Source organism: Campylobacter sp. 7477a (genome assembly GCF_014892335.1).
Taxonomy (GTDB): Bacteria; Campylobacterota; Campylobacteria; order Campylobacterales; family Campylobacteraceae; genus Campylobacter_A; species Campylobacter_A californiensis.
The window spans coordinates 54,624-76,776 of the sequence record NZ_JADBJH010000002.1 but is presented as its reverse complement, the minus strand read 5'-3'; the positions used below and the strand labels follow the sequence as shown (position 1 = coordinate 76,776).

Genomic DNA, 22,153 nt, shown 5'->3' with positions numbered 1-22,153 from the left:
CCACACAATCCCCATATTTAGGGACTTTCATAAAAAAATCGCTAAAATTTTTCACTCTCATTTTCTCTACCCCCTCACAGCTTTATCCAGCCATTAAATTTAAGGCTTTTTGTCCGAAGTTATCTCCAACGATAAATTCCGTGTTGTAGACAAAAATTTCATCCGTTTGGCTGTTTTTAATCTTTAACACAAGGCGTTTGTTGTTTTTATCGACTCCTGCTTGATGTTCGTCAAAACCAAGCGTGTAAAGTTTTGTTATCTTGTCTTTACTTAGTTCATTTAAATCCAAAATAACCTCTAAAAGCTCGTATTCTTTTACTTTTTGCGGAGCTTGTTTCTCATCTTTTTTAGCATAGTTGCCAAACTGTTTTAGTTTTCTAGTTTCAAATTTAAGCTCACCTGCCTCACTAAGAGTGTGGATGGAGTTTAATTTTGCTCTTATAAATTGATCATCTTTGCTTATGTTTATCTTAAATGCAAAAGGTAAATTTTTCTCCTCACTGCTTGCTAGAATTTCTTCCACTCTAACAAGCTCTCTTTCAAAGACCGCTATCTCGATACTTCCATGAAAGTCAAGTATGTTTATAGTGCCCATTTTTTTACCGCTTTTGGTTATCCTGGTACTAAAGTCCTCTATCTTACCTACTACCATTATCTCTGAATTTTGCGGCAAGGTATCAAACTGCGAGCTTAGAGTGTATTTGATACTTTCGATCTGCACTTTATACTCATCAAGCGGGTGTCCAGAAAGATAAATTCCGACACTTTCTTGCTCAAACTGAAGCATATCTTTTTTGTTATACTCGACATCAGTTGGTAAAAGTTTGACCTTAACTTCATTCATGCTTTCATCCTCGCCAAAAAGGCTCTCTGTGGCATTTTTGCGAAGTGTGGCGGCATTTTTACATGCTTCTAGGATATTTTCTATATTATTTATCAAGCAAAATCTAGTCAAGTGAAAACTATCCATTGCACCTGATTTTACAAGGCTTTCAATAACCTTTTTATTAACTTTAAACGAATCTACGCGAGAAACAAAATCATCAAGATCTTTAAAGCCGCCGTTTTCTCTCTCACCTATCATGCTTTCTATCGCGGCTCCTCCGACACCCTTTATTGCGCCAAATCCAAATATGATCTGATCTTTACCATCAGTTTCAACAACACTAAATTCTTTCATAGAGTGGTTTATATCAGGTCCTACCACATCAATCTTTAGCCTTTTACTCTCATCGATATATCGCACGATTTTATCGGTGTTATTTTCCTCGCTTGTTAAGAGTGCCGCCATAAATTCAGCTGGATAGTAAGCCTTTAGATACGCAGTTTGAAACGTGACATAGGCATAAGCCGCTGAGTGTGATTTATTAAAGCCGTATCCCGCAAATTTTAAGATAAGGTCAAACAAGTCACCCGACTTATCCGCATCAAAGCCCATCTTTATAGCGCCTTCAACAAATAAATCCTTTTGTTTCTTTAGCAGCTCTGGATCTTTTTTACCCATGGCACGACGAACAAGGTCGGCACCGCCAAGGCTAAAACCACCTATTTTCTGAACTATTTGCATAACCTGTTCTTGATAGACTATAACTCCGTATGTAGGGCTTAAGATAGGCTCAAGCTCAGGAAAAGCATAAGTTATCGCCGCCTCTCCGTGCTTACGCTTGACGAAGTCATCAAGCATGCCACTCTCCATAGGTCCCGGACGATAAAGAGCAAGCATCGCGACGATGTCTTCAAAGCAGTCGGGTTTTAGGCTAGTTCCTAGCTTTCTCATGCCCTCGCTTTCTATCTGGAATATCCCTATCGCATCGCCGCCTTGTATCATGTCGTAAACTTTTTTATCGTTCTTGTCGATATTTTCCCAAACTATGTCTTTGCCGGTTCTTGCCTTAACCAGCTTTATAGCGTTATCTATAACGGTTAAAGTTTTAAGTCCAAGAAAGTCGAATTTTATCAGGTCGACATCTTCTAAATATTTTAGACTATACTGCGTCACATAGTGATCTTCAGGACTGTTTGGTTGGCGAAACAATGGCGTCTTGTTCCAAAGCTCTTCGTTTGAGATAACCACACCTGCAGCATGCTGACCTGCGTTTCGGTTTAGCCCCTCTAAGTCAAGCGCAAATTTCCAAACACGAGCCGCATTACCGTCTCTTGATATGAGCTCAGAAATTTTTGGTTCTTTTTCAAAGGCGTCTTTTAATGTTATGCCCAGCTCGTCCGGTATGAGCTTTGCCATAGTATCGGCTTCGGCATAAGGCATACCACAAACCCTGGCAACGTCACGTATAACACCCTTTGCAAGTAGCTTACCAAAGGTTATAACTCCTGCGACGTTAAATTTACCGTATTTATCAGTAACATAATCAATAATCTCACCGCGTCTTGTTTGACAAAAGTCCACGTCTATATCGGGCATGCTTACACGTTCTGGATTTAGAAATCTCTCAAAAAGCAAGCTATAAGGTATCGGGTCAAGGTCAGTTATCTTAAGCGAATACGCAACCAAACTTCCCGCAGCAGATCCACGTCCCGGACCCACCGGAACACCGCGCTTTTTCGCCTCATTGATAAAGTCCCAGACTATCATCATATAGCCCGGGAAATTCATTTTATTTATGATATCTATCTCTGTCTTCAAGCGACTTCTATACATCTCATGTTGTTCTTGAGGAACGAATTTTAGCCTCTCTTCAAGCCCTTTTTTACATTCGTATTCAAAAAATACCGCATCATTTACAAAGCTATATCTGTTTTGCGGCTCAGGAAGCTCTAGTCCACGCTCGTTAGCGTATTCGATAGTAAATTTAAAATTCGGAGGAGTTGGATTGCCAAGATCAAGCTCTAAGTTACATTTATTTACTATTTCCTGCGTATTTTCTATCGCTTCTGGGATATCTAAAAAAAGCTCATTCATCTGCTTTGGAGTTTTCACAAAAAACTCATGAACACTGTGACGCAAGCGATTTGGATCGTCTAAGTTTTTGTTCATCGCGATACACATAAATACTTCATGAGCATCTGCTCTTTCCTTGAAAGTATAGTGTGTATCGTTTGTCGCGATAACCTTTATGCCAGTTTCTCTTGAAATTTTTAGTATATCATCATCGATCCTGCGCTGATCGCCTATACCGTGACGCATGATCTCAAGATAAAAATCATCTCCAAAAATTTCTTTATATTCAAGCGCTACTTCTTTTGCTTTTTCGTAACCTTTCGCTCCGTATTTTAGGTTTCTCTCGCTTAAATTTAAATGCCAACTAACCTCACCTTGCAAGCACGCAGCAGTACATATCACGCCCTCGCTATGCTCTTTAAGTATTTTTTTATTTATGCGCGGATAGTAGTAAAATCCCTCGACATAGCTCATCGAGCTTAGATACATTAAATTTTTATATCCGGTTTGGTTTTTTGCGATCAAGATAAGGTGAAAACGCTGCTTAGTGCTTTTATCATTTAGCTCGTCTTGGTTGTGGATATAAGCTTCGATGCCAATAAGTGGCTTTATGCCCTCTTTTTTCATGGTTTGATAAAAGTCGATAGCGCCAAACATGTTGCCGTGATCAGTAATTGCAGCGCTTTTTACTCCCTGCTCTTTTAGTGTCTTGGCAAGCTCTTTTATCTTGTTTGCCCCATCTAACAATGAGTATTCCGTATGTAGATGCAAATGTGTAAAATCACTCATATTTTTCCTTTTTAATGGCGCAAATTCTACCCAAAAATAGCTAATAAACGTATGAAATTTGTATGAAAAATTTTATATTAAATTTATACTTTACGCGGATGTTTAAAAAGAAATTTTTGTTTGAAATTCATAAAGTAAATTTGACAAACTATCGGCACAACCTGGATTTAATTTTAGCCTTTTAGCCACAAGCGAGTAGTAAATTTTTGGATCTTCTTTTAAATTTATTGCGGGAGCATTTGAGGATTTGCTTAACTTTTTACCATCTTTTATAAGTAGTTCGTGATGGATGATTTTAGCGTCAAAAAATCTAAAACCAAGCTTTTTTGCAAGATAAATTTGAGCCGCGGAGCACTCATTTAGATCCTCTCCTCGCACGATAAAATTTACACCTAAAAGTTCATCATCAACAACACTTGCAAAGTTATACGATGGCGTATCGTCTTTTTTAAATAAAACAAAATCCCCAAGATAAATTTCACCATTAGTATTTATGCGAAGTGCTGTTTTGTCTTTTTCGTATTTTAAATTTTTATCTCTGCAAAGACCTGTATAAACGCCGTCCACATAAGCGTTTGGTGTCTTTTTTGTGCAATCGCAAAAATACGTATCGTCAAGTCTTAAAAGCTCTTTTTTGTAAATTTCAAAGCGGTGCTTAAAGCTAAATTTACTCTCAAACTCAAGAACACTTCTAGCCCCACCATCGTAATCAACACCCAAAAATTCAAGCACATCAAAGATATTTTGGACATACTGCCTTTGATATCTAGTGACATCATAGTCATCTATACGTAGATATAAAAAGCCGTTTTTTGAGCGTGTGTAAAGATAGGTCAGTAGAAAGTTATAGGCATTTCCCGTATGCAAAAAGCCACTTGGAGTCGGTGCTATACGCGAGATTATTTGACGATTTTCATGAATGCAAAGCATGAATGAGATATAGAATTTAGCTACAAATATAAAATGTTTAACTAAAAATTTACACGCTATAGCACGAGATATCTTTAGATAAACATATAAAAAGCGAAACTATATAAAAGTTTAAATTTGCCACCCATCCGGTGGCAAATGGTTTTTAATCTCTTGGGCGAGCTTCATTAACTCTTAACGCACGTCCGCCGATCTCTTTACCGTTTAGTTCAGTAATGGCATTTTGAGCAGCCGTATCATCATCCATCTCTACAAAACCAAAACCTTTTGAGCGGTTAGTCTCACGATCCATAACGACTTTAGCACGTCTAATTTCACCAAACGGCGCGAACGCCTCCTTAAGCTCTGCGTCTGTCATACGGTATGACAAATTTCCAACATAAATATTCACAGGAATGTTTCCTTAAAAAAATTTCCGATAACTCGGTTGCTGTATTGTATCTAAATTTTATGCAAAAAGCTATAAAATTTAAGAAATTAATTTAAAAATAAAACATTAAATTTTTAAAGTGCGCAAATAGCCTAAAAATAGTCGTTTTCTGCTAATTTTAATTTTAAATTTTTACTCTAAACTTAAGAGGTATAAATTTAAAAAATAAATTACATATTTTTTATAATCTATCATAAAGTAATTCACTCATAACACTCTCATACACGCCGATGCCTTTTAACTCTTTAACAAGCTCAAGCGCAAATTCCATAGCCATAGCAGGACCGCATGATGTAATTATATTATGATCAAAGACAACTTTTTTATCACTCGTATAGCCTGATTTGTTGGCTCTTACACTGCTTTCAAAGCCAGGATAGCATGTAAATTTTTGCTTTAAAACACCGGCTGCTTCAAGCGCCATCGGTGCAGCACAGACAGCAGCTATTAATTTTGCGTTATCATCAAATTTTCTAAGCAAAGAACATAGTTCTTCACTTTTTGCTAAATTTGTAGCTCCAGGAAGACCGCCTGGCAAAACTATCATGTCAAATTCCATCTCATTTAACTCAGAAAGCAAGATGTCGCTTTGCACTGCGATACCGTGCGACCCCGTAACAAGTGCTCTATCAAGACCGACAGTTACGGTATCAATCTGTGCGCGTCTTAAGATATCAACAACACTTAAAGCCTCTATCTCTTCAAAGCCGTTTGCCAAAATAACCGCAACTTTATTCATTTTTAGTCCTTTAAATGGTTTTTTATATTATAAAACTATTTAGTAAAATTTAGATAAAATCTCTCTGCCTAAAAGGCGGAAAGGATAAAAGATGCAAGTAAAAATCACTTACTGCAACTCTTGAAACTATCGTCCTGTAGCTTCTCGTGTAGAAGAAGAGTTAAATAAAAATTTTGACGATATCAAGGTTGAGAAGATCATAGGAGATGGTGGAAATTTCATCGTTGAGTTAAATGGAGAGGTTCTTTTTTCAAAAAAAGATCTAATTGGCACAAATGAGCCACGTTTTCCACATGGAGACGAGATCACTCGCCTGATAAGAGCTAAAATAGCATAAATTTAAGGGGCTATTTGCCCCTATATTATTTATTTGCGCGTTCGATGTATTCGCCTCTAACGGTATCTACGCGTATAACCTCGCCCTCAAGCACGTGAAAAGGTATCTGCACAACAGCACCCGTTTCAAGAGTAGCAGGTTTTTTACCACCTTGAGTATCACCTTTGAAATTTGGCGGAGTCTCAACAATCTTAAGTTCAACCACTTGTGGAACTTCAACTCCGATCGCTTTACCGTTGTGAAATAAAATATCAACCATCATTCCATCGATCATCCATTTTTTTGCGTCACCCACATCTTCATCTGATATTGCAACTTGCTCATAAGTAACAGTGTCCATAAATTGGCAATATTCGCCATCGTCATAAAGATATTGCATTTGTTTATCTTCAAGATTGGGCTGTTCGCATTTATCTCCTGCGTGAAATGTTTTTTCAAGAACTTTTCCATCAATAAAAGACTTGATTCTAGCACGAACAAATGCCGCACCTTTACCAGGTTTTACATGTTGGTATTCTACGATCTTGTAAGGAACACCGTCGATTTCGATTTTTAAGCCTTTTTTTAAATCCCCCATTGAATATGAAGCCATATTTTCTCCTAATAAATTTATTAAATAACTGCGTATTGCGCCCAAACGCAAGTTTCAAGCGCATTTAGTTTTGCTAAAGTCTCTTTGCTGATGTTTTCATCAACCAAAATAACAGCAAGTGCCATGCCGTGCTCATCTCTACCAAGACGGAAGTCTGCGATATTGATCTTTTCAGAAGCAAGTATTGTGCTGATTTGTGCGATAACACCTGGAACGTCGTTGTTTTTAAAGACGATCATCTTGCCTTTTGGCTTAAAGTCAGTCTTAAAGCCATTAACTGTTACGATGCGCTGCTGATTTTCGCCAAATACTGTTCCGCCAACACTCACAACATCATTTTCTGTTGTGATGCGAACGGTAATTTTGTTTTTAAATATACTATCGCCGCCAACTGTAGCTTCAGTTGCTATACCTTTTTCATCACATAAAAATTTAGCGTTTACATAATTAATCGCATCTCCCAAACTCTCTTTAAGTGCTCCAACTATCGCAAATGTAAGCATTGAGTTTGCATAGTTGCTAATAGCGCCGTGAGTTTCTATGCGAATAGCTTTTATCGCTTTTTTGTTTAGCTGGGCAGCTAAGAAGGCCATCTTGCTTGTTAGCTCGATATAAGGCTCAACAAACGGCGGTAGATCGTCTGTCTTGATCGGTAAATTTAAGGCATTAGGATAGCTAATACCTCTTGCCGCACTAATAGCTTGCTCTACTGCTTCTACTGCGATATTTCTTTGTGACTCAAGCGTATTTGCTCCAAGGTGCGGAGTAACGCTAACATTTGGTAAGTCTAAAAGAGGATGAGAAGTTGCGGGCTCTTTTGTAAATACGTCAATGCCAGCAAAAGCTATCTTGCCACTTTTTAAACCCTCTGCAAGCGCTTCTTCATTATAGAGTCCACCGCGCGCGCAGTTTATTAGGCGCACGCCGTCTTTCATTTTAGCTATTTCATCTTTACCGATTATGTTTGTTGTTTCACTATTTTTTGGTGTATGTATAGTTATAAAATCGCAAGCCAAAATGTCATCGAAATTTCTAGTGTATACACCTCCCATATCAACGACTTTTGTCGGGTCGATATATGGATCATATGCAATGATATTCATACCAAATGCCTTTGCACGAACCGCAACACGAGAACCAATATTTCCAAAGCCTATAACACCAAGTGTTTTGTTAAAAAGTTCTACGCCATACCATTTCTCACGCTTCCAAATTCTATCTATCTTTAAGTCATTGTGAGCATACGGGAAATTTCTAGCAGCTGCCAGCATGTGTGCCATAGTAAGCTCAACTGCCGCAATAGTGTTAGCTGTCGGGACATTCATCGCTATTATACCGCGACGAGAGCAGCCATCTATGTCTACGTTGTCTACACCAACACCCGCACGAACGATAGCTTTAAGTTTTTTACCTGCATTTAAAAAGGACTCATTTATCTCAGTAGAGCTTCTAGTTATAGCAACATCAACCTCTGGCAATATCTCTAAAAGTTTATCTTTTGGCACATTGACAGCATCAATGATTTTTAGGTTTTCTTCCTTGTTTAAAAGTTCAAAACCAACTGGATGTATAGCATCACAAACGATAATAGTCTTCATAGCTTAACCTCTCTTACACTTGAATGAATGTCGTAGTTTTTAAGTTCCAATATAATATTTTGAAGCAACTTTGAGTCCTGAGTATTTAAAAAAATTTGGCTTTTAACACCATCTTTTATGACCGTAAAATCAACAAAAGTATTTTTTAGTGTCTGCATTAGACAAAATATCGAGTAGATATCATTTTTATCGATTATAAGTTCATATGCGGTAATTTGACTTTTTTGAACCTTTGGCTTATTGTATTCGATAAAAATTTCATTAGCCGATAAAGCATAGTCTTTTTTATCGATGGAAGCAAGCTCACCCATCCAACCGCTATTATTTTGTGTTTGAACTTGGGTAGACACATCTTCTTGGCCAAAATGCTGAGTCGGAGTCTCCGCCAAATTTAAATTTGCGTATCGCCATAAAAAGAACCCGCAAACTCCGAGTATCAGCAATAAAAAAATCACTACGCAAAAAAGAGCATTTCTACCCATTTACACTACTGTAATTGTTCCTTAATAATGTCGCCAAGAGTTATCTTGTCATCATCATTGATTTCATTTAATACTTCGCGCTCTTTTTGTTTAGCAAGACGACGAATGCTTAAGCGAATTCTATTTTTCTTCTCATCTATAAACGCTATAGCAGCCTCTATCTCATCTCCAATTTTAAGCGTGTCACTATCAACGCTTCCAAGATCTTCTTTGCGAATAAGCGCATCAACGTTATTTCCAAGCTCAACAAAAACGCCAAAGTCTTTAATATCACGGATAGTACCTTTAACGATATCTCCGATATTAAATTTGCTGGCAAATTCCTCAACAGGACTTTTAACAAGATCTTTTAAGCTAAGAGAAATTTTTTGCTCTGCATCATCGATCTTAATGATCTTAACTTCAAGCTCATCTCCGACTTTAAACATGTCTTTACACTTGTTGTTTCTATCCCATGAAGCATCTTCATTATGAAGTAGTCCTTCAACGCAATCAATGCGAACAAATGCACCAAAATTTGTTACTGTCGTTACTACACCTTTTACAACATCACCCTCTTTAAATTTTGCTTTAAATTCATCAAAAGGTTTAGGAAGTAAATTTTTAAGACTAACTCTTAAACGATGTCCCTTAGCGTCGATCTCTATAACCTCTACATCGATCTCTTCGCCTTCGGAGATGTGATCTTTTGGATTTTTAATGTTTTTATCCCATGAAATTTCAGAAATATGTAAAAATCCCTCTATATCATTACCAAGATCTACGAAAGCACCGTATGGCTCGATATTGCTAACGATAACTTTAATAGTATCGCCAACTTCTAGACCATCTTTTATCTCTTCCCAAGGATTTGGCATAGCAGCTTTGATAGATAATGATAAATGACGTTTTTCATTATCGTAGCTAATAACTTTAACAGGAACTTTATCGCCCTCTTTATATAAAGAATTTGGATTTACCGGACCTTTGTAGCTGATCTCACTATAGTGAACAAGACCATCAACTCCGCCAACATCAACAAACATACCGTAAGTTGTTATTTTTTTAATAGTTCCCTCAAGCACATCGGTATTATCAACTATGCTTGATAAAGCCTCTTTGCGTTTTCTGCGCTCATCATCTAAAATTTTCTTGCGAGATACAACTATGCTTTGCTCATCTTTATCTACTTTTATAACTCTTACTTTGCAACTTTTACCAACAACATCATTTGTGTTTTTAAAGCCACTTTGAGTTTTAGGTAGGAAAAATTCAATACCATTTGCATCAACAGCGATAAATCCACCCTTGTTTTTATTTATGATTTTTACGTCAATCTCGCCTGAATTTTCAGGATCAAAAAAGTCTATAAAGGCTTTTACTTTCTCTTTTCTAAGAGCTTTTTTGTGTGACAAAACAGGTCTTCCACTGCGTGAACCAGTTATGGCAACCTTGATAGTATCGCCAACTTTATACATTAAATTTCCATCTGCGTCAGTGATCTCAGAAATATTTAAAATACCTTCTGATTTCTTACCTACGTTTACAGAAACCTCTTCGCCTTTTATATCGACGATAACACCGTCACTATCCTCTTCAGTCTTTTTAAAAGACTCCTCTAACATCGCAGCAAAATCTTCTTCTTCATTTGCTTCAATTTGAACGTTTTTGTTCACAGCCATCTTGGTCCTTTTTATGTTTTTTTATGCCACGCAGGGCAAAGTATTTTATTATATTTAATAATCGCTTATTTGCGGTTGAATTTCAAGAAAATTTATTGCGGGGAATTTATATTTTTTCTATTTTATTAACAACTTTTTGAATGATCCAATCAGGAGTGCTAGCTCCCGCGCTAATCCCACAAAGCTCTTTGTTTTTAAACCACTCTTTATCGATCTCATCTTCGCTCTCGATAAGATAGCTATCTTTGCAGAAATTTTTAGATATTAAGTAAAGTTGTTTTGTGTTTGAGCTGTTCTTGCCGCCGATAATAATCATAATGTCGGCTCTTTTTGAAAGCTCTTTTGCTGCTTCTTGGTTTTCAAAAGTTGCATTGCAGATTGTATTAAAAACACGAACTTCTTTAACTCTAAGCATGAGATAATTCACAATTTGCATAAATTTTTCAACTTTGCGCGTTGTCTGACTAACTACGGCTACTTTTTGTTTTAGTTTGATATCATCTAGCTCATTTTCTTCAAGCACTACAAAAACACGCCCATGAGAGTATGATTTTACGCCTTTGACCTCTGGGTGATTTTCATCGCCAAATATCACTATATCATAACCCTCTTCGCTCATTCGTTCACAAATTTGTTGAGGCTTGGTTACAAATGGACAAGTCGCGTCTATCACATCAATACTACTTTGTTTGAGCTTAGCAAGATCGTCTTTTGTTATACCGTGTGTTCTAATGATAGCTTTTCTTTCATCACTTAGCTCATTTATGCCGTTTAGTGTCTTGACATTAAAATTTATGGCAAGGCGGTTTATCTCTTCGTTGTTGTGTATCAAAGGTCCTATAGTGGCGGCATTTCCTGCGCTTTCTGCGATTTTTATCGCCCTTTTTACGCCAAAACAAAAACCGTAACTACTAGCAAGTTCAATCTTCAACGCTAACGCCTATCTTTCTTAAAATACTTACAAAATTTGGAAAAGATGTTGCGATAAATTCGCTTTTTTCTACCATCATGCCACATTTTAAACCAAGGATAGCAAAACTCATGGCTATACGGTGATCACCGTGACTATCGATAATAGCACTGCTTGCAACCCCTCCTGTAATCTCAAATCCATCATCTAGTTCTTTTGCATCTATACCGCATTTGCGAAGTCCTGCAACAGTTACAGCTATACGGTCGCACTCTTTAACACGAAGTTCTTTCGCATTTCTTAGCACGCTTGTGCCTTGTGCATTTGCAAAAGCTATGGCAAGAGCCGGTGCCTCATCAATCAACCAAGATATATTTTCACTAACATCAACCGACTTCAAAGGAGCATATTTGATTTCAATTTCGCCGATCGTTTCATATTTATCAGAAAGCTCTTTTATCTTAATATCCGCACCCATTTTTTGCAAAACCCTATAAGCTTCAATACGAGTTTTGTTTAAAAGTATATTTTTTAAAACAATATGCGACCCAGGAATTATCGATGTGGCAACAGCAAAGAAAAATGCCGAACTAGGATCATTTGGCACATCTATGTCAAGAGGAGAAAGCGGCTTTTTCATCGCTTCTAGCGTGATATTTAACCCATCACTTTTTATATTAGCACCCATCCCTTTTAACATTCTTTCCGTATGATCACGACTTAATTCATCCTCGCTGAATTCACATCCATTTGAATAAAGCGCAGCAAGAAGCAGTGCGCTTTTTATCTGTGCTGAAGCGACCGGACTTTTATAATTAAATCTATCAAGCTTTTTACCGCGTATGCAAAGTGGAGCCAAATCACCGTTTTTTACTCCATCTATCTTAGCGCCCACTGCCATAAGCGGCTTGCCAACACGAGCCATTGGTCGCTTGTTTAAATACTCATCTCCGCTTAAAACAAAAAACCCATCTTGAGCGGCTAAAAGCCCCATAAAAATACGCATCGCAGTACCGGAATTTCCGCACTCAAGTACGGAATTTGGTTCGCAAATTTTACTTGGTGGAGTGATGAGTATCTCATCACCGTTATCTTGCACCTTTGCACCTAGTTTTTGTACTATTTGTAGTGTATTTAGAGTATCTTCGGCGCGTAAAAAATTTCTAACACGTGAAGGCTTGTCACTTAAAAGCGAAAATATCGCACTTCTATGCGAGATAGACTTGTCTGAAGCCACACGATCTAGCGTTATATTTATAGGTTCTTTTAAAATACAAATTTTCATCTTATACCTATATTTAATTTTTCTTTCAAGCTCACTAAAATTTTATCCATAAGCGCATTAATCTCCTCGTCCTCAAGGGTTTTTTGCATATCTTGGAATGTAAATTTAATGCTTATACTTGATGCATTCTCAAGTCCTGTTCCACGGTAAATATCTACAGGCAAAAATTCTTTTAACTCTTTAAGCTCTAAATTTTTTATACATTCGTAAATTTTTGCAAACTCAAAACCATCAGGAACTACAAGGCTTAAGTCTCTACTCACGCTTGGGAATTTAGAGTATGCATTTGCTTTAATGCTTACAAATTTTAACTTATCAAATTCTATCTCACAAAAATATGTCTTTGGTAGATCTCTTGAGTCCTCTACTCTAATATCAACACGTCCGATATAGCCGATAACTTCTCCGTTTTGACAAATTTTAGCTTGCTCGTAAGGGCTTAAAAATTTCTTCTCATCGCTTGCTATTAGCTCAAATTTCCCAACCACATCTTGAGCCATTGCAGCAAATGAATAAAAACTTATCTCCTCACCCTTTGCACCGTTTATCAAAGTAGCCTCTTTTGCAAGTCCACACACCACAAACGCAATGTTTGAGCTTTGAACTCCATCTTTGTTAAATACCTCGCCTAACTCAAAAAGCCTGACTGATTTTTTAGAATTTTTGATATTTCTTTCGCAAGAATTTAGCATGTGATTTAGCAGTGTTGGTCTAAGCATGTTAAGTTCGTTGTTTATTGGATTTGCTATCTGAACTTTACAAGGCTCAAAACCTAACTTGGCTAGCCTATCAGCATCATCAAAAACATAATGAATACTCTCGAAAAATCCACAATCCGCCGCACGCTTTCTTAAATTTAAAGAATTTTTATAATTTATATAAGTATTTGTTAAACGATTTTGTTCTGCAAAAACAAGCGGAACGGAGGTGATATTATCAATGCCTACGATACGAACGATCTCTTCGCAAATATCGTGAGAATTTAGTATATCGTGACGGAAAAAAGGAACTTTTACGTTAATACTTTCTTGTTCGACATTTACGCTAACTTCAAAGCCTAATTTCTTTAAAATTTTAACTATATCATTACGAGCGATCTCTTGTCCGATCATATTTTTAAGCTCGTTTAAAGAGATGCTTAGTGTCACTTGCTCTTCTCTCATAGTTGATTGTTGCGAGCCGGCAAAGAGGCTTAAATTTTTATGAGAAGACAATCTTTTAAAAAGGTAATCAGCGCCATAAGCAAGATTTGGCTCACTTCCGCGAGTAGATCTATAAACATGGTCTCCTTTTGGTAAATTTTTATTTTCACCGATAGTTTCAGCAAGCACAGAAGGGACTGAGTAGTTTGCTTCGATGATTACAAATTTTGAGTTCTCATCAAGCATGCTACATTCGTCTTGATAAATTCCTGTTATGCCTAAATTTTTACCATTACAACTTACATAAGACTCTCCGTGCTTTCCGTTTTTAATGTCAAAAACCACGCGCTCGTCCACTCCGCCAAGTTTAGCGTAATCATACGCCTTAAATAATACACCGGTGCAATGCGTAACATAATCAAGCAATCTTTCAACTACATTTGTCTTTTTGCTTTCTATCAAGGCAAGACGCAAACGAGTTAATAAATTTTCATTTATATCGCCCTTGATCTCAAACGCACGATATAAAAATGAGCTTTTTTGCCCCTCATCCGCTCTTGTTGCCACAACTCTGCCTATGCCGAGCAAATTTTCTCCATCTTCATATGGTAAATTTTCTCTTGGACTAAGATCAAGTGCAGCGCAAATTTCACGAGCTATGCCATTTATGCTTTGGCAGTCGCCTCTATTTGCCGTGATATCTACTTCTATAATAGCATCTTTAAAAATTTCAAATTGATTTAAACTTGCACCCAGTTTTAACGCTCCGATACTTTCGTCAAGCACCATGATCCCGTCATTTATCTTAACCATACCAAGTTCGGTAGATGAGCAGATCATGCCACAACTTTCTATGCCGCGAAGTTTTGCTTTTTTTATCTCAAGCCCATTCGGCATAACAGTACCTATAAGCGCAACTGGGACAAACTGACCAGCGGTGACGTTTTTTGCTCCGCAAACAATTTGCAAAATTTCGCCTCCGACATCGACTTGGCATACATTTAGTTTGTCGGCATCTGGATGTTTTTCTTTATTTATCACATATCCCACAACTATACTATCTGGGATCTTGATCTCCTTATAACTATCAACCTCAAGTCCTATAGAATTTAATGTCTTTAAAAGTGTTTCACCGCTAATATTTTTAAGATCAACCCACTCATTTAGCCAGCTTTTTGATATTATCATTTAAATTGCTCCATTAATCTTAAATCTCCTTCAAACAAAGAGCGCAAATCAGGCACGCGGTGCAACAACATCGCAAAACGCTCAACTCCAAGACCAAATGCATATCCGCTTACATTTTTATACCCGACCGCGTTAAATACATTTGGATCAACAACACCACATCCCAGCACCTCAAGCCAGCCGGTATGCTTGCACACTCTACAACCCTCTTGTTGGCAAAATATACAACTAATGTCAACCTCTGCACTTGGCTCGGTAAATGGGAAAAAGCTAGGGCGAAAACGCACTTTTACATCGCCAAACATATGTTTTAAAAATTGTTCTAACATGCTTTTTAAATTTGCAAAACTCACCTTATCTCCGTCTTCCACAACAAGTCCTTCGACTTGATGAAACATCGGAGTATGAGTAAGATCCATATCGCGACGAAAAACAGTTCCTGGAGCTATCATGCGGATAGGAGGCTTGTTTGCAAGCATGGTTCTAACTTGCACAGGACTTGTGTGCGTGCGAAGAAGTCTAAAGTCGTTTAGATAAAACGTATCTTGCATATCTCTTGCCGGGTGGTATTTTGGCAAATTTAGAGCTTCAAAGTTATGAAAATCATCCTCTATCAAAGGACCGGTCTCGAGTGAGAAATTTTGTAACATAAAGTACTCGATAATCCTATCCATCGTAGCCATAACAGGATGTAGTGCTCCGGTTGAAATAGGCTCATTAAATAGCGTAATATCAACGGCTTCACTTTTCATTTTTAAAGCAACTTCAAGCTCACTAAGTTCGCTTTTTCTAGTTTCGATAAGCGCACCCAATTCATCGCGTTGTTTATTTAAAAGAGCGGCAAATTCTTTCTTTTCGTCTTCGGGCATATACTTAAGCTTAGCAAATCCCTCCGATAAAATTCCTTTTTTGCCAAAAATCTCAACTCGAACTTTTTCAAGATCCGCAAGTGTTTGACACTCGTTTTTTATCCTATTTACAAATTCTTCCAATTTTAAGCCTTTAAAATTTTTAATAGATTGTATAGAAAAATGTTTAAAAGATAGATAAAATACCTTTATTTGGTGCTTAAAAATTTAAATTTTAAGTGCCTCTTTGATATAATTATGCAAATTTACTAAGGAGTTAAAATGACAATATTTGAAAAAATAGTCGCAGGTGAAATTCCTTGCAACAAAGTCCTGGAAAACGATAAATTTCTTGCTTTTCACGATATCAATCCAAAAGCGCCGATACACATCTTAATAATCCCTAAAAAACATTTTGAAAATATTCAAGAGATGGAGCCTGAACTTATGGGAGAAATGCTACTTTTTATCCAACAAGTAGCAAGACTAATGGGTGTAGACAAGAGCGGTTATCGCTTGGTTACAAACTGCGGTGAAAACGGTGGTCAAGAGGTTATGCATCTTCACTTCCATATGCTTGGTGGCGCAAAATTAGGCTGGGTAGACAGCGCTACTGATCCACAATCAACATTTTAAAATTTTACTCCTAAATTTTCATAAATTTTAGCTTTCTTGCTTTTATTTTTTAAATTTAGGGGGTTACCGCTTTTTATGATAAAAATTTTTCCAACATATTTATAAGTCGTGCTTTAAAGCATGCCATTTGCATAACTGTCTAAAGCTCTCATGCTAACGCCATCTTTTACCTCAAAATCTAACACATTTTACCGGTCTCATTATCAACTAAGCCTCATGCTTGTCTTTGGCTACGCTAAAGCCCACAAAATAGCGTAAAGCCATATTGCGTTCATTGTATTGGGTTAAATTTTAACTCATCCCCTTTGATATTATTTTCGGATAGAAGCTCATGATTTTTATTTTGATTTGTTAAAAAAATTGTTTTGCATTTTTAAAGCAGTATCATAAAATCGACAAATTTAAACCTTTTGGAGACTAAAATTTGGTAATAAAATCGTGAAATTTGAGTGTAATATAAATTTTAGAAATAATGTAGTACTTTTGGGCTAAAATTTAGCCCAAAATTTTATTATAAAAGTGAATTTATAAGATCCTTCATGTCGGCAACGATCGGCTCAATACCTCTTTCGCCGTTTATCACATGAAGCAGACTTTTGCCTTTATAAAATTCGCGTATAGCCACGATTGGCTCTAGGTAAACTTTCATGCGATTGCTAAACACTTCATTGTTATCATCAGCGCCGCGTGCACGACCTAAAACACGCTCTCTAGCTACATCCTCGCTAACATCAACTTCTATAACGCCTTTTAAGACGATCTCATTTTGCGCTGCTAGAACTTTATCAAGTTCGCTCATTTGCTCTACGCTTCTTGGATATCCATCTATTACTACATTTGGCGTTTTGGCGCTTTTGATAGCTGAAACTATAGTGTTTACAACTACTTCAAGAGGGACCAAATTTCCTTTTGATATGAAGCTGTCTATAAGTTTGCCAAGCTCACTTCCGCTTGCAACTTCCGCACGTAGTAAATCGCCTGTAGAAAAGTGCGTAAAGCTCTCGTCAGCCTTTGCGATCAAGTCCGCGTCTGTTGTTTTACCGCTACCAGGAGCGCCGATGATTAAAAATAGTTTTTTCATTTTCTTTCCTTTTACGGCTTGCACCGCTTTGCTATGTGTTGCTGGATTTAAATTTTACTCCACAGACTTTTTGCCTAACACAAGCTTAAATTTAAGATCCATAGCCTAGCTTTTTTGTTTTACTACGCCAACAACAAGCAGAAGCGATGCCTCGCCTTTAAATTTTTATAATTTGCCTAATTTAAATATTATTAGGTAAAAAATCCTATCAATAATAGGCTTTGCGCCGAAAACCTTTCATAGGATTTATCATTTGCGACTAAAATTCGCTATTTATTTAGCTTCTTAAGCTTGCTTTTCTTTCTCTCTAAGTCTTAGCCCAAGCTCTCTTAACTGCTCGCTATTTGCCTCACTTGGTGCTTTTGTAAGCGGGCATTGGGCGCGTTGGGTTTTAGGGAAAGCTATAACATCTCTAATGCTGGTTGATTTGGTTGCTAGCATTATAAGGCGGTCAAATCCTATCGCAATACCACCGTGTGGTGGCGCACCAAAGCTTAGCGCATCAAGCAAGAAGCCAAATTTCTCACGTTGCTCTGCCTCATCTATACCAAGTAGCTTAAATACTTTTTGCTGAACATCATTTTTGTGAATTCTCACAGATCCGCCACCTAACTCAAAGCCGTTTAATACAACGTCGTGAGCAACAGACAGTATGTCTTCTAAATCCTCTTCATCTATATTTTTTGGCATAGTGAATGGATGGTGCATTGCCGAGTAGCTTCCGTCATCATTTTGCTCAAACATCGGGAAGTCAAGCACCCATAAGAACTCCATTTTTTCCTGATCGATTATACCCATTTGCTCGGCTAGGAAAATTCTAAAGCGTCCCATATAGTCAAGCACGACCTTTTTCTTACCTGCGCCAAAGAATACGACGTCGCCGACCGCTAGCTCGCATCTTGAGACGATCTCATTTAGATCACTTTCTGAGAAAAATTTACAAAGTGGTCCTTTTAAACCATCCTCTTTCATTTGGAAGTATCCTAGGCCTTGAGCGCCAAATTTACGGACAAATTCCTCAAATCTGTTCATCTCGCGCTTGCTAAATATATTATCTCCATTTGGAACTTTTAGCGCTTTTATGCGGTTACGCTTAGCATCTTTTGCGATAGAACTAAAAATTTCATTTGTAGAACGCTCAAAAATATCAATAACATCAATCATTTTAAGATCATATCTCAAGTCGGGTTTATCGCTTCCGTATGTTTCGGTAGCCTCTTTGTAGCTCATACGACGAAACGGTGTTTTAACCTCATATCCGCAAGCGGCAAAGATATCTTTTAGCATGTTTTCAGCCATATTTAGGATATCTTCTTGCTCGGTAAAGCTCATTTCAACGTCGATTTGCGTAAATTCAGGCTGTCTATCGGCGCGCAAGTCCTCGTCACGGAAGCATTTTGCTATTTGGAAGTATTTATCAAATCCGGAGCACATTAAAAGCTGTTTAAAAAGTTGCGGGCTTTGCGGAAGTGCGTAAAATTGTCCAGGATAAACACGACTTGGGACAAGATAGTCACGTGCGCCTTCGGGTGTTGCGCGGGTTAAGATAGGTGTTTCAAATTCTATAAAGCCCATTTTGCTTAGGCTGTTTCTAGCTGCTATCGCTGCCGCCGAGCGCATTTTAAATATATTTTGCAATCTCTCATTTCTAAGATCAAGGAAGCGGTATTTGAGGCGGATATCCTCATTTACGCTTTCGTCGCCTATCATAAATGGCAACGCCTCACTTGGATTTTCAACTATTAATTCACTTACCACAACTTCGATATCACCTGTTTTTAAGCGTGGGTTTACAAGTCCTTCGCCACGCGCGCGCACTTTACCTTTTATGCGTAAAACATACTCGTCACGCACCTTTGAAGCAGTTTCGTGAGCTGTCTTGCTATCTGCCGGATCGCATACAAGCTGTATAAGACCAGTGCGGTCGCGAAGATCGAAAAATATAACTCCACCGTGATCCCTATAAGTATTGACCCAACCACAAAGCGTAACCTCTTTGCCGATATCTTCTTTGTTCAAATCGGCGCAATAATGGCTTCGCATTCAAACTCCTTTAAATTTCAGTTTAAAACCCCTGATTATACTAAAATTTTGCTTTTGCACAGCTTTGTTATTTGTTAAATTAAAATATGATAAAATCAACTCATGAAAATTTTAGGTATACACAATATAAAAAAAGTCGGTATAGTCGCAAAAGTAAACGCCGAATTTATACAAAATTTAAATGTTATAAGCGAAATTTTAAATAAATTTAATATTGAAATTTTACTTGAAAACAGTTGTGCAAAAGCTGTAAACAAAAACGGATACGATCTAAATTCCTTAGCCTTGCAAAGCGATTTTATCATCTGTTTAGGAGGCGACGGAACCATCATCAGCGTTTGTCGCAAAAGCGCTGAGATTTCTCCTTTTATTCTAGGTATCCATGCTGGAAGACTTGGTTTTTTAACAGAAATCACGATGCAAGATTGCGAGTGGTTTTTTGATGAATTTTTTAAAGGAAATTTCATAGTTGAAGAGCCACACATGCTTGACGTAAGACTTAATAAAAACGGCAAAATAACACACAAAGTAGCATTTAACGATGCAGTTATCATGCGACCAAAACCGGCTTCTATAGCAAACGTCGAAGCTTTTTTAAACAAAAAATACTTTAACACATACTTTGGTGACGGCATCATCGCTAGCACTCCGATCGGCTCAACGGCTTACAACATGAGTACTGGCGGAGCTATCATCTATCCACTTAGTAATGTTTTTTCGCTAACTCCGATCTGCTCACACTCTCTAACGCAACGCCCCATAATCATGCCTAAAAATTTAACGGTCGAGCTAAAAGCCTATAAAGACGAGGTGCTTGTAATAGACGGTCAAGATACCTTTAAAATGAAAGACTACGAGAGCGTTTGTGTAGGTCTTAGCGACAAAAAGGCAAAATTAATACGCCATGTATCAAGGGATTATTTTCAAATTTTAAAAGAAAAACTTCATTGGGGTCATAATGATTGAGCGAATTTTAATTAAAGATTATCTTAATTTTAGTAATGTAGAGTTAAATTTCAAAGATGGGCTTAGTGTCTTTACCGGTGTTAGCGGCGCCGGCAAGTCGGTGCTTATGAGTGCTATAATGGCTATTTTTGGCTTAAAAGACAGCGAAGCAAGAGTCATAGAAGCTGACATCGACCATAAATTTGATATGGATGAATTTGGTATCGAAAACGAACCCATAAATAACTTCAAACTTATCAAAGATAAAGCGACTCGTTACTTTATAAATTCCCAGTCTGTTTCAAAGAAAAATTTAGCAAAAATAGCAAAAGAGCATATCAAATATCTCTCGGCAAAAGAGATAAACGAGTTTGAAAATGAGAGATTTTTAAATTTACTCGACTTTTTGGAGTGCAAAAAAGAGCCCAAATTTAAAGCTTTAAAGGAGGAATTTAAAGACAAATTTGAAGAGTTTATCAAAATAAAAAAAGAGCTAAATTCCATCTTAGAAGATGAAAAAAAGGTTGAAGAGCTAAAAGAATTTGCTGCTTTTGAGATAAACAAGATAGAAAGCGTAAGCCCAAAAATAGGTGAATTTGACGAGCTGATGGATATTAAAAAACGTCTTAGTAAAAAAGATAAGATAAATGAAGCATGGAATAAAGCAGAAGCGATATTTAGCACGGAAAAGGCTGTTATTGACGCACTTCATATAAGCGATATTGACGTTAGTTTTTTTGAAGAAACCATGAATGAGCTTAGGATCGTAAGAGACAACTTAAACATGGACGAGCTTGAGGATATCGATATCGAAGCAGTGCTTGATAGGATCGAGGCGTTAAATTCTATCGTGAAACGCTACGGCAGCATAGAAGAAGCGCTTCAAACACTTGAAAAAAGAAAGATCGAGCTTAATAAGTATGAAAACATAAGTTTTGAAAAGGGTCAATTAGAGCAGAAATTTAAACAAACAAGCTCGGAAATAAACAAACTGGCTAAAAATTTGAACAAAGCTAGAAAACGAAATTTAACAGAGCTTGAAAATTTGATAAATTCCTACTTAAAAGAGCTTTACATGAGTGAGATTTCACTCTTTATAGAGCCAAAAGCTCTTGACGAACTAGGCATGGACGAGATTATTTTAAAGCTAAATGAAACTGCTCTTAAAAATTTAAGTTCAGGCGAACTAAACCGTTTAAGACTAGCATTTATAGCAAGTGAAACACAGATAACACAAGAGGGAAACGGAGTTATAATTCTAGATGAAATAGATGCAAATTTAAGTGGAAAAGAGGCGATGAGTATCGCAAATGTCCTGTTAAAACTAGCCAAATTTTATCAAATTTTTGCCATCTCACACCAACCACAACTTAGCTCAAAGGCAAATTCTCACTTCTTGGTTGAGAAAAACGGCGAAATTTCAACCGTTAAAGAGCTTGAAAAAGGCGAAAGAGCAAACGAGCTAGCACGTATGATAAGTGGCGAGCACATCAGCAAAGAAGCTATGGAATTCGCAAGAGGGCTTTTGAAGTAGTAAGTTAAAATTTATTTTTAAGTTACATAAAATAAAAATTCGATAAAATTGAAAGTTACAAATTTTAGATTAGATAGGTAGACA

At 37.2% G+C, this 22,153-nt stretch carries 18 protein-coding genes; 4 read left to right on the top strand and 14 right to left on the bottom strand.

Annotation, left to right across the window (positions count from 1 at the left end):
• Positions 1-82: 82 nt before the first annotated feature.
• From dnaE to CCAL5182_RS01080, 4 genes are all read right to left on the bottom strand, one after another.
• Entirely contained in the window at positions 83-3,688 is a 3,606-nt protein-coding gene (gene dnaE / locus CCAL5182_RS01095; protein ID WP_169999781.1) for a DNA polymerase III subunit alpha, read from the bottom strand.
• A gap of 102 nt (positions 3,689-3,790) precedes the next feature.
• Complete coding sequence (locus CCAL5182_RS01090) at positions 3,791-4,618, bottom strand: glutamate--tRNA ligase family protein (RefSeq protein WP_336610039.1); 828 nt, start codon at positions 4,616-4,618, stop codon at positions 3,791-3,793.
• Between the two features lie 145 nt (positions 4,619-4,763).
• A complete protein-coding gene (locus CCAL5182_RS01085) occupies positions 4,764-5,009 on the bottom strand; it encodes an RNA recognition motif domain-containing protein (protein ID WP_169936276.1) in 246 nt (81 codons plus the stop codon).
• A gap of 220 nt (positions 5,010-5,229) precedes the next feature.
• Complete coding sequence (locus CCAL5182_RS01080; RefSeq protein WP_169936274.1) at positions 5,230-5,787, bottom strand: DJ-1 family glyoxalase III; 558 nt, start codon at positions 5,785-5,787, stop codon at positions 5,230-5,232.
• Between the two features lie 91 nt (positions 5,788-5,878).
• On the opposite strand from CCAL5182_RS01080, the gene CCAL5182_RS01075 reads away from it, so the two are divergent.
• Positions 5,879-6,124 carry a SelT/SelW/SelH family (seleno)protein gene (locus CCAL5182_RS01075; protein ID WP_257792146.1) on the top strand — a complete coding sequence of 82 codons (246 nt, stop codon included), beginning with the start codon at positions 5,879-5,881 and terminating at the stop codon, positions 6,122-6,124.
• A 25-nt stretch (positions 6,125-6,149) separates the two neighbouring features.
• Here the strand turns inward: CCAL5182_RS01075 and efp are convergent, their stop codons facing one another.
• The 8 genes from efp to pheS all read right to left on the bottom strand — a co-directional run bounded on the left by efp (position 6,150) and on the right by pheS (position 15,974).
• Complete coding sequence (efp, locus tag CCAL5182_RS01070; protein WP_169936272.1) at positions 6,150-6,716, bottom strand: elongation factor P; 567 nt, start codon at positions 6,714-6,716, stop codon at positions 6,150-6,152.
• A gap of 20 nt (positions 6,717-6,736) precedes the next feature.
• Positions 6,737-8,314, bottom strand: a complete 1,578-nt coding sequence (serA, locus tag CCAL5182_RS01065) for a phosphoglycerate dehydrogenase (RefSeq protein ID WP_336610038.1) — start codon at positions 8,312-8,314, stop codon at positions 6,737-6,739.
• Positions 8,311-8,796, bottom strand: coding sequence for a hypothetical protein (locus CCAL5182_RS01060; RefSeq protein ID WP_336610037.1), 486 nt, complete (start codon positions 8,794-8,796; stop codon positions 8,311-8,313). Before CCAL5182_RS01060 ends, serA begins: the two co-directional genes overlap by 4 nt.
• Before the next feature lie 5 nt (positions 8,797-8,801).
• The gene (locus CCAL5182_RS01055) at positions 8,802-10,457 is read right to left on the bottom strand and encodes a 30S ribosomal protein S1 (protein ID WP_336610036.1); all 1,656 of its coding nucleotides are present in this window, start codon (positions 10,455-10,457) and stop codon (positions 8,802-8,804) included.
• A gap of 106 nt (positions 10,458-10,563) precedes the next feature.
• Positions 10,564-11,388, bottom strand: a complete 825-nt coding sequence (locus CCAL5182_RS01050; protein WP_169972058.1) for a 4-hydroxy-3-methylbut-2-enyl diphosphate reductase — start codon at positions 11,386-11,388, stop codon at positions 10,564-10,566.
• Positions 11,378-12,652 (bottom strand): 3-phosphoshikimate 1-carboxyvinyltransferase, encoded by a 1,275-nt coding sequence (gene aroA, locus CCAL5182_RS01045; protein ID WP_336610035.1) that lies wholly within the window; start codon positions 12,650-12,652, stop codon positions 11,378-11,380. The genes CCAL5182_RS01050 and aroA overlap by 11 nt, the downstream gene beginning before the upstream one ends.
• Positions 12,649-14,982, bottom strand: coding sequence for a phenylalanine--tRNA ligase subunit beta (gene pheT / locus CCAL5182_RS01040; RefSeq protein WP_336610034.1), 2,334 nt, complete (start codon positions 14,980-14,982; stop codon positions 12,649-12,651). Before pheT ends, aroA begins: the two co-directional genes overlap by 4 nt.
• On the bottom strand, positions 14,979-15,974 hold the full coding sequence (gene pheS, locus CCAL5182_RS01035) for a phenylalanine--tRNA ligase subunit alpha (protein ID WP_336610033.1): 996 nt from the start codon (positions 15,972-15,974) through the stop codon (positions 14,979-14,981). The genes pheT and pheS overlap by 4 nt, the downstream gene beginning before the upstream one ends.
• Positions 15,975-16,112: 138 nt before the next feature.
• Between pheS and CCAL5182_RS01030 the strand changes: the two genes are divergently transcribed.
• A complete protein-coding gene (locus tag CCAL5182_RS01030) occupies positions 16,113-16,466 on the top strand; it encodes a histidine triad nucleotide-binding protein (protein ID WP_169936255.1) in 354 nt (117 codons plus the stop codon).
• A gap of 511 nt (positions 16,467-16,977) precedes the next feature.
• On the opposite strand, the gene CCAL5182_RS01025 is transcribed toward CCAL5182_RS01030, so the two are convergent.
• The gene (locus CCAL5182_RS01025) at positions 16,978-17,547 is read right to left on the bottom strand and encodes an adenylate kinase (RefSeq protein WP_169972062.1); all 570 of its coding nucleotides are present in this window, start codon (positions 17,545-17,547) and stop codon (positions 16,978-16,980) included.
• A 285-nt stretch (positions 17,548-17,832) separates the two neighbouring features.
• Positions 17,833-19,590 carry an aspartate--tRNA ligase gene (gene aspS / locus CCAL5182_RS01020; RefSeq protein WP_336610032.1) on the bottom strand — a complete coding sequence of 586 codons (1,758 nt, stop codon included), beginning with the start codon at positions 19,588-19,590 and terminating at the stop codon, positions 17,833-17,835.
• A 102-nt stretch (positions 19,591-19,692) separates the two neighbouring features.
• On the opposite strand from aspS, the gene CCAL5182_RS01015 reads away from it, so the two are divergent.
• The gene (locus tag CCAL5182_RS01015; RefSeq protein WP_336610031.1) at positions 19,693-20,556 is read left to right on the top strand and encodes an NAD(+) kinase; all 864 of its coding nucleotides are present in this window, start codon (positions 19,693-19,695) and stop codon (positions 20,554-20,556) included.
• Entirely contained in the window at positions 20,549-22,069 is a 1,521-nt protein-coding gene (locus CCAL5182_RS01010) for an AAA family ATPase (protein ID WP_169999789.1), read from the top strand. The genes CCAL5182_RS01015 and CCAL5182_RS01010 overlap by 8 nt, the downstream gene beginning before the upstream one ends.
• Positions 22,070-22,153: the final 84 nt, after the last annotated feature.

Coding starts and splice junctions, on each gene's coding strand:
- dnaE (WP_169999781.1), bottom strand. CDS start 3,688: ATGAGTGATTTTACACATTTGCATCTACATACGGAATACTCATTGTTA.
- CCAL5182_RS01090 (WP_336610039.1), bottom strand. CDS start 4,618: ATGCTTTGCATTCATGAAAATCGTCAAATAATCTCGCGTATAGCACCG.
- CCAL5182_RS01080 (WP_169936274.1), bottom strand. CDS start 5,787: ATGAATAAAGTTGCGGTTATTTTGGCAAACGGCTTTGAAGAGATAGAG.
- efp (WP_169936272.1), bottom strand. CDS start 6,716: ATGGCTTCATATTCAATGGGGGATTTAAAAAAAGGCTTAAAAATCGAA.
- serA (WP_336610038.1), bottom strand. CDS start 8,314: ATGAAGACTATTATCGTTTGTGATGCTATACATCCAGTTGGTTTTGAA.
- CCAL5182_RS01060 (WP_336610037.1), bottom strand. CDS start 8,796: ATGGGTAGAAATGCTCTTTTTTGCGTAGTGATTTTTTTATTGCTGATA.
- CCAL5182_RS01055 (WP_336610036.1), bottom strand. CDS start 10,457: ATGGCTGTGAACAAAAACGTTCAAATTGAAGCAAATGAAGAAGAAGAT.
- aroA (WP_336610035.1), bottom strand. CDS start 12,652: ATGAAAATTTGTATTTTAAAAGAACCTATAAATATAACGCTAGATCGT.
- pheT (WP_336610034.1), bottom strand. CDS start 14,982: ATGATAATATCAAAAAGCTGGCTAAATGAGTGGGTTGATCTTAAAAAT.
- CCAL5182_RS01030 (WP_169936255.1), top strand. CDS start 16,113: ATGACAATATTTGAAAAAATAGTCGCAGGTGAAATTCCTTGCAACAAA.
- CCAL5182_RS01025 (WP_169972062.1), bottom strand. CDS start 17,547: ATGAAAAAACTATTTTTAATCATCGGCGCTCCTGGTAGCGGTAAAACA.
- aspS (WP_336610032.1), bottom strand. CDS start 19,590: ATGCGAAGCCATTATTGCGCCGATTTGAACAAAGAAGATATCGGCAAA.
- CCAL5182_RS01015 (WP_336610031.1), top strand. CDS start 19,693: ATGAAAATTTTAGGTATACACAATATAAAAAAAGTCGGTATAGTCGCA.
- CCAL5182_RS01010 (WP_169999789.1), top strand. CDS start 20,549: ATGATTGAGCGAATTTTAATTAAAGATTATCTTAATTTTAGTAATGTA.